General features: G+C 51.0%; 8 protein-coding genes. 3 read left to right on the top strand and 5 right to left on the bottom strand.

All coding sequences use genetic code 11. From position 1 onward, the window contains the following. Positions 1 to 146: 146 nt before the first annotated feature. The gene (locus DACE_RS10875) at positions 147 to 1,613 is read left to right on the top strand and encodes a malonyl-CoA decarboxylase (protein ID WP_006001174.1); all 1,467 of its coding nucleotides are present in this window, start codon (positions 147 to 149) and stop codon (positions 1,611 to 1,613) included. Positions 1,614 to 1,901: 288 nt separating this feature from the next. Here DACE_RS10875 and DACE_RS10870 read toward each other — a convergent pair whose 3' ends face one another. Next, positions 1,902 to 2,600, bottom strand: coding sequence for an HNH endonuclease (locus DACE_RS10870; RefSeq protein WP_006001173.1), 699 nt, complete (start codon positions 2,598 to 2,600; stop codon positions 1,902 to 1,904). Positions 2,601 to 2,853: 253 nt separating this feature from the next. Here DACE_RS10870 and DACE_RS10865 point away from each other — a divergent pair, with 253 nt between their 5' ends. Both DACE_RS10865 and DACE_RS10860 read left to right on the top strand, forming a co-directional pair. Further along, the gene (locus tag DACE_RS10865) at positions 2,854 to 4,125 is read left to right on the top strand and encodes an IS110 family transposase (protein ID WP_005998512.1); all 1,272 of its coding nucleotides are present in this window, start codon (positions 2,854 to 2,856) and stop codon (positions 4,123 to 4,125) included. A 251-nt stretch (positions 4,126 to 4,376) separates the two neighbouring features. Beyond that, positions 4,377 to 5,714, top strand: a complete 1,338-nt coding sequence (locus tag DACE_RS10860; protein WP_006001172.1) for a methyl-accepting chemotaxis protein — start codon at positions 4,377 to 4,379, stop codon at positions 5,712 to 5,714. Between the two features lie 287 nt (positions 5,715 to 6,001). On the opposite strand, the gene DACE_RS10850 is transcribed toward DACE_RS10860, so the two are convergent. From DACE_RS10850 to DACE_RS10835, 4 genes are all read right to left on the bottom strand, one after another. Then, positions 6,002 to 7,276 (bottom strand): hypothetical protein, encoded by a 1,275-nt coding sequence (locus DACE_RS10850; protein WP_155809101.1) that lies wholly within the window; start codon positions 7,274 to 7,276, stop codon positions 6,002 to 6,004. A gap of 587 nt (positions 7,277 to 7,863) precedes the next feature. After that, positions 7,864 to 9,318, bottom strand: coding sequence for a protein adenylyltransferase SelO (locus DACE_RS10845; protein WP_006001169.1), 1,455 nt, complete (start codon positions 9,316 to 9,318; stop codon positions 7,864 to 7,866). A 124-nt stretch (positions 9,319 to 9,442) separates the two neighbouring features. Continuing rightward, the gene (locus tag DACE_RS10840) at positions 9,443 to 9,838 is read right to left on the bottom strand and encodes a hypothetical protein (protein WP_006001167.1); all 396 of its coding nucleotides are present in this window, start codon (positions 9,836 to 9,838) and stop codon (positions 9,443 to 9,445) included. Positions 9,839 to 10,087: 249 nt separating this feature from the next. Continuing rightward, the gene (locus tag DACE_RS10835) at positions 10,088 to 13,546 is read right to left on the bottom strand and encodes a response regulator (RefSeq protein WP_006001166.1); all 3,459 of its coding nucleotides are present in this window, start codon (positions 13,544 to 13,546) and stop codon (positions 10,088 to 10,090) included. Positions 13,547 to 14,480: the final 934 nt, after the last annotated feature.

Genomic DNA, 14,480 nt, shown 5'->3' with positions numbered 1-14,480 from the left:
TTTCGCAAAAGCGTTGTTGTCATGACACTGCAAGCATAACAGATATCAATCACGTGTGAATTGTGCCTCCCCCTACCATCCATGCAAATGCCTGCTATTATTATTGTTACTGAGCGATTGGAAACGACCTGTCCAGGAGGAACACCATGAACAGCCGCTTTATTTTCAGTTGGAAAACCCTGCAACGCACCTGGAGCGACTGGCGCGGCAGCGACGGCCTGCCCGGCATCTCGCCGGATCTGCCCGAAGAGGAAAGAGACACCGTCACAAAACTGCTCAACGAATGTGTTGCCGCCCGTCATGGCGCGGTTACCGCGCGCCAGCATGCCGCCGGTATCGGTGAGCTGTACCTGACTCTCAATGCTACGGGAAGACGCCATTTTCTCGAAATTCTCGCCGATCAATTTGCCGTCGATCAGGATCAGGTGCGCGAGGTGTCCCACCGCCTGGCGCACAGCGACGATGACGAAACCTTCCGTCAGCAGGTGCTGGAGTTACGCGAAGCCCTGATCTCTCCACGCCAGCAACTGCTGCAACAGTTTAATGCTCTGCCCCAAGGGGTGAAATTTCTCATCGACATGCGCGCCGAATTGTTGGGATTTCTCCACGATTCCCCCAACCTCAAACGGCTCGACTACGACCTGCAACAACTGCTCGCCACCTGGTTTGACGTTGGATTTTTGCGCGTCAAACAACTCGACTGGCAAAGCCCGGCCGCCCTGCTGGAAAAGCTGATGGCCTACGAAGCCGTCCACGCCATCAGCTCGTGGCGTGACATGCGCCACCGCCTCGAATGGGATCGCCAGTGTTATGCCTTCTTCCACCCGGTGCTGCCCGGCGAGCCGCTGATCTTTATCGAAGTCGCACTGGTTAAAGGTCTAGCGTCCAGCATCCAGAGCCTGCTCGATGATCAGCGCGAAGATATCGATCCGCAACAAGCCGACACCGCCATCTTCTACTCCATCTCCAATGCCCAGACAGGACTTAAAGGAATCAGCTTCGGGCCGTTTCTGATCAAGAAAGTAGTCGATTCACTCAGCCACAGTCTGCCCAACCTGAAGACCTTTTCCACCCTGTCGCCAATCCCCGGCTTCCGCCGCTGGCTGGAAAAACGGCTGGCCGATAACGGCTCAGCGCACGATAAAGATTCCTTTGCCACAGTGTTGGCCGAAGCCGCCCAACTGCTTGACGTCGAACCCACGTTAGCCCATGTCATCGATGATCCGCGCTGGCTGGAGAATTCAGAAGTCTGCGATCTGCTCAAAGAACCGCTGCTCACCCTGTGCGCCCGCTATCTGCACGAGCGCCGCGAGCGCGACAGTGCGCCCCTCGACCCGGTGGCCCGCTTCCACCTCGGCAACGGTGCGCGGATTGAACAACTCAACTGGCTAGGGGATGTGTCCAGCAAAGGGATGCGTGAATCGTGTGGCCTGATGATCAATTACCTCTATGCATTGGATGACATCAAGGACAACATTGAAGCCTATTCGCAGGAGAAACAGATTGCCGCAGCCCCGCGCATCCGCAAGCTGATCAGCGAGCATGAACCAAAACTAGGGCCTTTATCCGGGCTGCGAAAGTGGGGAAATCGTAAGGGGAAGGGCTCGGCTTAACCACGGAGGCACTGAGACACGGAGAAAAGCAAAGCGGGGAATCAAGATTATTGATTCCCCGCTCGTTTATTTAAGGTGGTGGTCAGCGTTCCTTTATGTCATGTACAAAATATGGCAAATCAAGACCTGCCCCCCACTGCTCTTACGTCAACCGTAGATTTGACCCCTTTGGCTTTTTTATTGATAATTTTAAATGCCTAACGCCTTGCTAAGATGCGTAAAATGCTTGGCTATAATTAGCGACGAAGGAGCGTAAGCCAAGCATTTTACGTCCTTTTGAGCAATTTGTTAGGTGTACTTTTCCACGATATTTCTCAACTCTTTAAGAGAGTATGGGGGAAGCCGAGTATGAGCAATTCGATGGCATGTTGGGCACAGCGAAATAAGGTCCTCAATTCTTGTGTTTCTTTTACCTAAATTTATTGGGTTCAAATGATGGCAATCGATAACGTACTTGTCATTGACAAAGTATTGATTTTTACATGATTGGCAAGTGTAATTATCCTTTTTCTTTCGCGCATCAGCTAATTTTCTATCTCTAGTGCTCGTCATTCTACTGGAGTCTTTTCTATACCCTTCTTCGGCTTCGATAGAGTCAGGATCAAGGTATTTAGGTTTCTCCTGTCCTTCATTCTCCAAATATATACGCTCAAATCCGCCGTTACCTTTTTCAACAAAAGAGGTCCAGTTTGTGTTTGTTTTTAGAGCCAGTTTTAAGTTTTTTATGAAAATTCGGTAGCGCGGATACTTCTTGCCTTGGCGCTCAGTATACTCTTCTGCATTTTTGCCTACAAACTCACCAATATAGACATTATTCCCAGAGTTTGTTTGGTGAAATACGATTACATAATCGTCGACCCTATCTTTTGATACAACCCAACAACCTGTCGATGAAATGCCATCATTCTCGATTGAGAAATTGTGCCCTTTTGTTTTGACTGCAACAGCAGTAGAGCCTTTAGGTAAAATATCTAAATATGAATCCATTACGACTCCATGTGAGTACACTTAACGGTTCATGATAACCGGCGGCGACGAACTGCTTGCCGACCACCGCAATTTTAGATTTTGCTTTTCAATTTAGCACAGACGTATTTTCCGTCCGGTTGATCTACTATTATTCTAATCACTTTAACAAAGAGGACTCCTCCCTGTCATAATCACTGTAATTCGGACAGTGAACCTACGAGCGTGATCCTGGCAGATCCGCTAATTTCTATCATGATCAAGGAGGAGCCCAATGAAGACTATCACATCACCGGCACAAACGAATCAGCCTGTTGCCATTTTGGCTTTTGATGTCAGCAAAAAATATCTGAACATGGCAACCGGAATCAGCGGTCAGCTAACCGATCACGAGTTTCGTAATTCGACGCCGGAGATTGAGAAACATCTCAACAGATGGACACAACGCGCACATATGGCCGGATATTCTGAAATTCTTGTCGTTTGTGAGCCGACAGGCTGTTATCACATCAGCCTACTGGCCACGGCCCATCGCCTTGGCTTGAAGACAGCCTGGGTTTCTGGCGAGGCTGTTTTTAAAATGCGTGCTATCGAGACCAACGATTCAGGAAAAACAGATCTCAAGGACCCTCATGTCATACATACGCTTGCGAGCATGGGGAAGACCCTTATTTGTCGTCATTATGATGAAACGTATGCTCTGTTGCGGCAGTGGCACGCTCTTTACGAGCAGGCCGATATCGAATCTGTGCGCACCAAATGTCTTCTCGCGAGCCAGCTGAAAGTGCTGTTTCCCGATTATGACTTCCAGAAAGATTTTCTTTATACGCGATCAGGAGTAGCTTTAATCGAACTTTATGGAGCCAATCCACAACAGATAACTAAAGACGGCAAGGATCGCTTTTGTCAACAGATGAAACAGGCGGTATCTCGAATGCGCCAAAGGACCTTGGACAAGCTTTTCAGTCAAGCTCAGAGTTCGGTCAAAAACCAGAGAGGTTCGCGTTTAGTCGATATTCAACAGTGGCGGTTCCGGCAACTATGGGACGATTGCCAGCGGCACCAGGCTCGCAAAGAGGAAGCCAGACAACAAATGGAAAACCTTTATCAGGAGCTTTGCCAGTTTGACCCGCATTTGCCTCAACAGCAACCAGGCGTTATTTCCACTTTCCATCTGGCGCGCATTGTTGCTGAAACGGGTCCCGTCAGAGATTTTGAGACTCTACGCAAATTCATGCGCTATGCTGGTCTGAACCTGCGGGAAAAACAGAGCGGAACCTATCGCGGCAAAAACAAACTAAGTAAGAAAGGGCGCAGGTTGCTACGCAAGGTTCTTGGCCTGATCGTTCTTCCTCTGGTGAAAAGAACCGGACTTTACGGAGCTTATTACCACAATAAAAAAGCTCACGGCATGTCTGGCACTAAGGCAATGACAGCAGTGATGAGGAAATTTCTGAAGTTATTCTACGGCTGGTACAAATCCGGTGGTCACTTTGATCGCAACCGTGTCTTTGCTTGTGAAAGCCAATATCTGAGCGCTGCCTGAGTATGACAACTGCATTCTGCAATTAAGAGAACACCCTTCGCGTCGAGATGGCCGCAAACTAATTGTCACTGCAAACGCAGATGATCTGGTTGATCGTTACCGCCACTCGATGCGAGGACCGCTTACAACATGGCCAATAAGGTAGACCTGCTCTCAAACTGAAGAGCCGAAGAGACATTATCGCCAGTTTTAAGCACCCATAGCTCAGAAAAAGGGAGAACTATGTCTTCTATTGTGAAAGATCGCTTGATTTGTCTAAAGACATTTTACTATTGGCGTTAACAGGAGTATTAATCGTTACTCTGATCTTAACCGTCAAAGTGGAAAATCAAGTGCTGGAGAAATATCACTGGTATGAGCAAATCATCGATCTTTGGGAGAATCCCCTGTCCATAACCGACATGGATATGAACTGGACATTCGTCAATAAAACAGTTGAAGATTTGCTCAAGAAAAAACGTTCCGAGGTACTTGGTCAACAATGCAGTAATTGGGGAGCGAATATCTGTAACACCGACAACTGCGGAGTCATCTGCCTGCGCAAAGGAAAGCCCAAATCATTCTTTAATCAGTGGGACATGGATTTTCGCGTAAATACACATTATCTGACAAACCGAAAAGGCGAAAAGATCGGTCACGCGGAGATTGTCACAAATATTCACGCCCAAAAGCAATTGAGTCAATTGTTGAAAAGCACTCGCCAAGCAGCAGCAAGTGTCGCATCTGGTTCAAATGAACTGACAAATTCCGCGCAGACTTTATCAGCCGGGACAACAGAGCAGGCGGCATCGATTGAAGAGATCAGCGCTTCATTAAATGAAGTCGAGAACCAAACAAAGACGAATAGCGATAACGCGGAACAGGCGAAAAAATTATCCAATGAGACCAGAGAAACCGTTCAACGAGGTAACCGGCAGATGGAAGTTTTGGTCGAATCCGTAAAAAATATAAATGATACCAGTTCTGAGGTAAGCAAAGTAATTAAAGTCATTGATGAAATCGCATTCCAAACAAATTTATTAGCGCTAAACGCCGCGATTGAAGCCGCCAGAGCGGGAAAGTACGGAAAAGGGTTCGCGGTTGTCGCTGAAGAAGTTCGCGCCTTAGCTGGGCGTAGCGGGGAGGCGGCCCAGGAGACCGCTCAACTAATTGAAAAATCCATTAAAGGCGTTGAGGCGGGAGTGCAAAATGCCCATGAAACAGCCTTGATTTTGAATGAAATTGTCTCCTCAATGGATAAAATGAACGATCTCGTCAGTGAGATCTCCGGCAGTTCAAATGAGCAAAACTCCAGTATGAAGGAAATCAGCAACGGTTTGTCTCAAGTAAATACTGTTGTCCAGCAAAACGCGTCAATTTCCGAAGAAAACGCTTCCGCTTCAGAGGAACTGAAGTTTCAGGTTAATCGGCTATTAAAACTGACCGAAGGAATTTCCGTTACGGAAGATATTGGCGAAGAACAAACCGAACCGGAAGGAACGGTTACGGCATCTGAAGCGCCATTAGAAAGCCCTGTGAAACAATTTGAAAGTGAAAGCGGTTCCCGCAGCGTCATATCGCTGGATGATGATACTTTCAACAAATACTAATAGTGTTTTTTATTCATCATAACGAGGAATTCACCGGCGAAGGGAGTGTTCAAACTTCTGTGTCCTTTCGCGATTATTGCCAAAAGCAAAGGAATGGCACACGAATCCCACAGGGTCAAGAAATTTTGAATTGCAACATTTTCTCTAAAAATATTGCAATTCAAGACCTGCCCCAAGCTCCTCGTGACCCGAAGAAAGGCTAGAGACATAGTTGACATTTTGACTTCACGGAATGTCTCTCCTATTGTACAAATCAGAACTAAAATTGCCCTCCTTCAAATAGCCCATCACCCAAACCAGAGCATGTTGACCAGACCGGAGCAAAGCCACATCAGCACCATATAGTTCAGTTGCATTTTTAATACAGTACGGCTGGGAACGTGATAGCGACCGACAATGGCCAAGCCAACGCCTGACAACGGGCTGGCTCCCGTGGCAATGCCCCAGACTGTGAGATACAGAAAGGCGAGCTGGCTGGGGTTGATGACAACAGGCGCCAGAAAGGGACTCACCAGCGCAATGCTGACCACAGGATGGATGCCGAACAGCGCGACAATCATCATCACTGCGCTGAAGACGAAAAACAGCAGTGGTGAAAACCGCGAAATTTCAAACGAGAGAACATCGGGGTAGCTGGCGATGAGCGAAGAGATGCCGGTTGAAAAAACGCCCGCGGTCAGAAACAGGGCAAATTGACTGGAGATATTCTCCAGACGGGTTTCCACATAGTCTCTGGTTTTCCCCAGACGGGGCCGCTCGCGCATAAAAAGGAGCGCGCCGAAGGGAGCCATGATGGTGATAATAGTGAGAATGCTGACGGAATGAATTAAGACATGGCCGACGAGTACAGCGATTGCCAGTGCAAAAGGGATAAAGAGACTTTCCACACTTAAAGGATACCCTTCAAACTCTTCGCCGCTTTTGCGCATGGCGTCAACAAAACTGATGGCAAACATCGGCAACGTCATGATCAGCCCTGGGAGCACCGTATGCCGCCACTCCGAGCCGGGCGCGTAAGTCATGGCCACGCCGATGGCCACAAAAAACGGCGACCAGAAGGCTGCAGAACAGAAACTGCGCATCATCACCTGCGCTTGGACGGGTTTCAATTTCCCGTGACGCGCCAGGCGGTCGCCGACGACGAAAATAATGGAGATGTTGATCACCGAGCCCAACAGATGGCTGGTGAGCAGTGTTGACAAAACCCCTTTTCTTCCACGCGGCTGCGTGCTGTCCGGAACCAGCGGATTGGTAAGGGAGAGAAACGACACCGCAACAAACATCGACAGCAACGGCAGATTCTTTCCCAGCAGCGCAACCGTATCGATGGCAGTGCCCTTAAACAGAGACCAGCCGATAAGAATCATCCCCGCCGCAAGCAGCGTTGAAGACTGCTGCCGGGCTGACCGGCTGAGCTGCGGCCAGCTGATGATTATGGCCAGCCACGCCAACACGGCTGCGACAATGGGAGTGAGTGGAAATTTCAGACTTAGCAGGTAAGTGAAGGCGCTGGCACTGGCCAACCAGCCGACAGCAGCGGTTCTAGCGGTTGACCTGTTCACAGATTTTTGAGAGTCCTTCGCCATGGAGCCGCGTTTCTTTCGTGGTCAGTCTCTTACGGTATCCTGAAATATCTCAACCCGACACGTAGTGGGTCAAAGCCTTTTATTGCCACAGACAAGAGCGGACATAAGCGGACACATCAAAAACAATATCTTTGCGTTTTTAGCTTCGCGATTCCCTCCCGATAACATCGGATAAGATCCGCGATAAAAATCAAAAGATCTTTTGTGTGTCGGTGTTTTTCAGTGGGGTCGGTCTAATCCGAATGTATCGTGGCCGCTATCGTGAGGCGAATTCACTATTTTGGGCTTTGGGAAGACAAAAGGTCAAAACCTTTTTTGTCACAGACAAATGCTGACACAAGCGGACACATCAAAGACAACCTCTTTTTGTTTTAGCTTCGCGATACCCTCTCGATAAAATCGGATAAGATCCACGATGAAACTCTAAAAACAGAAGGCTTGATTTAAATCTTTATCCGAACTTATCGCGGCCTTTATCGTGAGGCGAATTCTTTGTTTTTGACTCTTAGATTACAAAAAGGTCTAAGCCTTTGTCTGCCCTTGTCTGTAGCCATACGGTCTGATCATGTTCCGCAAAAGGTCTGATAATACCGATCCCCATCTGCCGGAAGATCTTGAAACTCGGCGGTATGTTCCTGGTCTTTATAAGGCGAACGCAACACCTGGAGGAATTTCTCCACCAGCTCCGTCTTGCCGGTCTGTTCACACTCGCGGATCGCCGCCTCGACATGATGGTTTCTCGGAATCACCACCGGATTGTGCTGACGCATCCGCTGTTGCACCGTTTGTGGATCATCGCCCTGCTCGTCCAGCCGGTTGCGCCAGCGATCCCACCATACTCCGAGCTCCTGACTTACCTGCCCCGCCACCACTTCGCACGACTGCGATTTGGTCAGCCGGTCAAACGTCAGGGTGTAGTCGAAAGAATGTTCCTTGAGATGATCCAACAGCTCATCAATCAGTTGATTGTCTCCCGTCTTACATGCACTCAAGCCGAGTTTCCCCGCCATCATCTCCAGATAATGTTGCTCAAAACGTCTGGGCAATTCATCAATGATCAACTCGACCAGCTTCACCGGTTTGGTGGGGTCATCATCCAGCAACGGCAACAGGCACTCGGCAAAACGCGACATATTCCACTGCAAAATTTTCGGTTGATTGCCGAACGCATAGCGCCCCATGGCATCAATCGAGCTGTACACCGTTTGCGGATCATAGGCACCCATCATGGCACACGGCCCATAGTCGATGGTTTCGCCTGACAGTGCGGTATTGTCGGTGTTCATCACACCGTGAATAAAACCAACCCGCATCCATTCCACCACCAGTTCAATCTGCCGTTCAATCACCTGATCGAGCAGCGCGAGATACAAAACCGGTTCGCCGCCTTCCAGTTCGGGATAATGACGCTCAATCACATAGTGACAGAGCGCTTTAAGCGCCTCATGATTGCCGCGTGCCGCAAAATACTCAAACGTGCCGACGCGCAAGTGACTTGACGCCACCCGCGTCACCACCGCCCCCGGCAACGGCGTATCGCGATACACGGTTTCACCGGTGGTCACCACCGCCAGACAGCGGGTAGTCGGTACGCCGAGCGCGTGCATGGCTTCACTCATGATGAACTCACGCACCGCCGGACCAACAGCACAACGGCCGTCGCCATTACGAGAAAAAGAGGTCGGTCCGGAACCTTTCAACTGGATATCCCAGCGCTTGCCCGCTAGATCAACCACCTCTCCGAGCAGATGGGCGCGACCATCACCAAGCTGGGGAACAAAGTGACCAAATTGATGCCCGGCATAGGCGGTGGCCACGGGTTCTGATCCCGGCAACAGCTCATTGCCGGAAAAGATCGCCGCCAACGCTGTTGGATCATGCGCCAACTCCTCGCCGACCATCAACTGCTGTGCCACAGCCGAATTCCACAATAACAACTGCGGATTCGCGACCGTGGACGGTCGGATTTTTTCGTAAAAGATCTCTTTGAGCTGTAAATATGAATTGATGAAATTCATCAACGTGTCCCTTTCTCGCCCCACCACTCTTTTCAGTATGACACTGTCTTGCGTGAAAACTAGCGGCAAAACACATTTGAACGCAAACAGAAAGACTGTTAAAAACTGTGGAAAAAGCTTCTAACTATCTAATACAAATAGACTTATCAGAAGGATTTCCATCAATCTTGTCCAGCGATTCGAGCATCTGCTTGAGCTGATCACACAACAAAGACGACTCCTTGCCGGCGGATAAAACATAGCGGGCCGTGGCATAAATCCGGTTCCAGCGCGGGCGGCGCGGAAAGGTTTCTTCACTGAGGTATTTATCCAGAGTTTGGGTCCGCTCATGGCCGTTTATATCGGTATAAAGATTCCATAAACCGGATTGTCGGGCCAGATCCTTGCGATCACGGGAGGTCGCTTCCTGCCAGCAGGCCAGGCTCAGTTGCATCACCTGCACCCCCAAATGACAACGGTCAGAAGAGACCGGATCAAAAAGCCGCTCTGCCATATCGGTTCTGCTCTGTTTAGAATTCAAAACTGCCTCCCGCGCGCACCAGCACAAACCAACCACACAGATTCACACAATGCATCTTTCCTCTTCTCCTTTTTTTGTCAGACTTGGCGACACCACGCTAACAGCCCGGCGGTAATAAAGGGCAAAAAGGTACTGTTAAAAACTGTGAAAACGGCTTGTAAGTATCTGATAAATAAATATTTTAAATAGTGAACTGAACAGTCTCAAAAAGAGCGAAGGAGTCGAAAAACATCGGCCCCAAAAGGGCGACTACTCCTGCAGGCGCAGGGCGGCGAGGGCGTTTTCCAGGCGATCACGCAAGGGGGAAGGTGTGGTGCAGGCAGCAAGTACGTAGACGGCGGTATTGCTGATGGATTTCCAGCGAGGTCGGCGGGGAAAGGTGTCTTCGCCGAGATATTTGTCGAGGGTCTGGGCGCGGGTGTACCCGTTGCGGTCGGTGTAGAGTTTCCAGATACCGGATTCACGCGCCAGATCAACCTTGCCCAGATCGGTGACCTCGTACCAGTAGTCGATACTGAGTTGCATCACCTGCACGGCCAAGCGGCGGCGGTCGTTTTCGGCGCTGGTGTAGAGATTTTTTTCCACATCGGCCAGGGCCTGATCGAGGGTGCGAATTTCGTTAACCACCTCCGGGGCATCGGACTGCAAACGGGGCAGCAAGCCGTTGAGGGCATTTTCCAGTCCGCGCAGGCGTTGCTGATGGCGGTTCACGGCGGCAATAACGTTAACGGTCACGGGTGATGGTGCAGGAGCAATCTCTTGGGACACGCGCAGGATCAGGGTTTGCAATGCTTCATCTTCCAGGGTGAGCATGGTGGCAATCACATCAACCTGTTGCGTGTGGCCATCGGCCTTAACAACATCGACCCCGGTCAAGGAGCAGGCGGTGCCATTTTCATTCCCCCCCGGATGCGGGCAGCCCGACAACGTGTCGAATTTCTCCACCCAGGCCTTTGTGAACACATCTTCGAGGCCATGTCCGAGCAAGGCGTCGTCATCGACACCAAGCAGTTGGGCGGCGCTGTGGTTGTAAAAGGAGATTTCGCGGCTTTCGTTGACGGTGATGACCATGTCATCGACGCTGTCGAGCAGTTGGGCAAGTCGGCGCTGGGTCTGGCGCAGTTCAAGTTCGGTCTGCTGTCGCTGTTCCAGCTCTTTTTTCAGGCGCATGTTTTCCGCCAGGGTCTGGTAAGCGCGGCCGAGTTGCAGCTGGGTGCGCACCCGCGCCAGCAGAATATCTCGGGAAAACGGCTTGGCCACATAGTCGTTGGCTCCGGCCTGAAAGCCTTGCACGACATCGGAAACCCGGCTGCGCGCGGTGAGCATGATCACCGGCAGCTGTGCGGCGTTATAGGTGCGGCGCAGGCGCTGGCACACCTCGTAGCCGGTCATGTGCGGCATCATGATATCGAGCAGAATCAGGTCCGGGGTTTCCTCCTCGACCAGATCCAGCGCCTGTTGGCCGCTGTTGGCAATGCGCACCCGGTAGCGGGCCACGTGGAGCTGATTGACCAACACTTGCAGGTTAACGGGTTCGTCATCCACCACCAGGATGCTGAAGTCGCCCTCTTCTTGCGTTTGCGGCGGCGTGGCCTCTTCTGCCGCGTGTTCGGGCAGCAGGACACTGCTGGGCAAAGGCGCAGACAACGGTTGAAGAGTCGCGATTGAGCTTGCAGCGGTTTGCGCGGCCCACTCACTCACCGGCAGAGTAAAGCAAAACGTGCTGCCCTGGCCGAGTTGGGATTCAACGCTGAGGTCGCCGCCGTGCAGCTGCACCAGATTGCGGGTGATGGCCAGCCCGAGTCCGGCACCCTGGCTGGCGCGTCCGGCCCCGGAATCGGCTTGTTCAAACGGCTCGAAGATGGTTTTAAGGCTGTCAGCGTCGATGCCGATCCCCTGATCGCGCACGCTGAGTTCCAGCCAGCCGTTGACCTGTTGACCAGTAACGACAATCTCTCCCTGGTCGCTGAATTTGATGGCGTTGCCGATCAGGTTGTAAAAAATCTGCTGGATACGATCTTCATCGGCATGGGTACAAGGCAGCGCCGCGTCGATCTGGTTCACCAGTGTCAACTGCTTGGCCTCGGCCAGTGGAGTGAGCAATGAAAGCACCACATCGGCAACGGCTTTGACGTCCACGGCTTTAAGGTTCAGCGGCAGATCGCGGTTGCGCAGCCGGGTAAAATCGAGGATGTCATTGATCAGCGAGGTCAGGCGGCGACTGCTGCTCACTACCATGTGCAGGTTGTGGCGGGCCAGTTCGGAAAGTTGCCCGCCACTTCCGGCCAGCAGGGATTCAGCGATGCCGATAATCCCGGCCAGCGGCGTGCGCAGCTCGTGCGAGGTGTTTGCGAGGAACTCATCTTTAAGCTGGTCCATGCGCGACAGGGCGATGTTTTTCTCCTGCAATTCCACGGACAGCCGCTCGGTGGTGGTAAACGCATTGGAAAAACGCTGCGCCAGGGCCAGCGCCTGAAAGACGATGAACAGCAACATGCCGAACGGCATGAAAAACCCGGTGTTGACCACTTTGATATCGAACAGCATGTCGTTGACGCCAACCATGGTCATCAAAATAAAACCAGCCAGAATCAGCCCGGCGCCACTGCGTTTGTGTTGCCAGGCTTTGAGCAAACCATAGGCAGACCAAAAAATGATCAGCACGGTGAACAGATGGTACAATTGCGGACTACTGCCTTGCAGCGGATGCAGCCCCACGGATTCCGGCAGCAAAACATAGCCGCTGAATACAAGGGCTGGAAGCAGGGCCAGTTTTGGCATGGCTGCGGGCATCTCGTCGCGAAACAGGGAGCGCAAAAACAGCACCATCAGGGGAATCGTCAGATAATAGCTGATCAGGTCACAGCGATAGACGATCCACACCATATTGTGAATTTCAGTGAACGACAGCAGCCAGGAACTGACGTAGGTGATCGTGCCATTGATCAGCCACAGCAAACAATACAGGGCAAAATAGAGAGTGGAGCGGTCGCGGCGATAAAACAGAAACAGCGCCAGATGGTACACCACCATAAACAATGACACGCAGAGCAGAATAGCTGAGTGGCGGCGCTCTGCTTCCGCAGCAGTACTAAGTTGTGCTGCGTCGCCCAGCACCAACCGTGGATGGGAAACAACCCCGCCGATCAGGTTGTGATTGGAGAGCTGCAAGGTCAGGTCAAAACTATCACCGGGAGGCTGAAAGCTGACGGTTTTACGCCCGAAAGAGGGCCACTCCGATTGGCTGTTCGTGCCGACAATGCCCTGCTCGGCCAACAGACGATCATTGAGCCATAAGCGGTAGGCGGCGGTCATAGCGGTGATTTTTAATGCCAACAGCGGTTGATTGGCATCAACGCGCACGGTCAGGCGCAACGTCGCCATGCCGGATGGATCTAAGGTTTGACCCTCCGGCGTCACGTGACCGGACCACAGCTTCGGCACAGTGACATAGTCTCTCTGAGATTCCGCTTGGTTCTGGCTAAAATGAGTCGGTGAAAGAAGTTGATCCCAATAAAAGGCCCACTGGCCATTGAGAGGAACCGCCCCTTGGTCGCCAAAGCTCCAATCACGCAGGTCAAAGCGCCCTTGCTGTGCCTGTGGATAAACCGTCTGCGCTGCGGAACAGCCGCAAAAAACCACAACCAGCAGGATGCTCACAGCAATCCGCGGCACTAACGATTTAGGGTTGAAGAGTTTTAGCGGCATTGGATTCCTAATGATTCCAAAAGGTTAACAGGGTCTTTATTCATCACGCAACCGCAAGTCAAGGAGTGCAGATACATGTTATCCGTTTTGCCGATGGGATTCAAACGCGTTTTAATGATTTTCCGGTTTTTCATCATGCAGGCAGGCGGAATAAGCACCACCCTGTAATTTTCACGAGCTGATCGCGTAAGCGCAAATCCGACATTTTTCGATTCGACTTAATAACCTTCAGCTTCTGACGGTTATTTCATTTCAAACGCAGAAGTTTTCGTCTAAAAAACCCGACAGAAAGCCCTCATCGTTTTTCTGTGATATGCTTCTTTCTCAGTCTCACGTGAATGGCGCTAGCAGGCTGTTGTGAAGAACAGACCGTGGAGCCCATGGACGGGCGATCAAAATCAAGGACAGGTTTTCAAATCCTTGATTTTGTGAGCAAGAGGGAAATCGCATTTTCGGCTTGTGTCGTTGAAAAATCCCCGGACGGGACTTTTTCAACATCCTGCCAGGACGTCAGCATCATTGAAATTGTGCATTGTAGGAGCGGCTTCAGCCGCGAATTCCCATCATGAAAAGGATCAATGACCAGAACAATTCGCGAATAAATTCGCTGCTATAGAGGCTCTTTTCGATGACAAAATCGAGTGTGCTCAAGTACCAGTTTAAAGGGAAAAAACAGCAAAGACGGAACTGTCCCCGCAGGGGGCTGGCCCGGGCTTTTGCAGTGCAAACCGCCAGCGTTCCATAGCCCGCAAACATCTGCGACAGCCCCGAGTTTGCTACGAAAGTGCTTAAACTTGCGCCATTCCAGTCTCACTTAAAAAAACACCATTTATCACGAGGCAGAACAACAAAATATCAACACCTGACATAATATTTGACTGATCAAGTTCGCCATTTGAACTTTTTTGCTCTGATAGAATGCATACTAAGGAGA

The sequence above is a fragment of the Desulfuromonas acetoxidans DSM 684 genome (genome assembly GCF_000167355.1).
GTDB classification, from domain to species: Bacteria; Desulfobacterota; Desulfuromonadia; order Desulfuromonadales; family Desulfuromonadaceae; genus Desulfuromonas; species Desulfuromonas acetoxidans.
The sequence above is the reverse complement of the archived record's forward strand: the minus strand, read 5'-3'. Positions and strand labels throughout refer to the sequence as shown.

Bases quoted from the DNA above. Each gene is read 5' to 3' on its own strand.
- DACE_RS10875 (WP_006001174.1), top strand. From the start codon at position 147: ATGAACAGCCGCTTTATTTTCAGTTGGAAAACCCTGCAACGCACCTGG.
- DACE_RS10870 (WP_006001173.1), bottom strand. From the start codon at position 2,600: ATGGATTCATATTTAGATATTTTACCTAAAGGCTCTACTGCTGTTGCA.
- DACE_RS10865 (WP_005998512.1), top strand. From the start codon at position 2,854: ATGAAGACTATCACATCACCGGCACAAACGAATCAGCCTGTTGCCATT.
- DACE_RS10845 (WP_006001169.1), bottom strand. From the start codon at position 9,318: ATGAATTTCATCAATTCATATTTACAGCTCAAAGAGATCTTTTACGAA.
- DACE_RS10835 (WP_006001166.1), bottom strand. From the start codon at position 13,546: ATGCCGCTAAAACTCTTCAACCCTAAATCGTTAGTGCCGCGGATTGCT.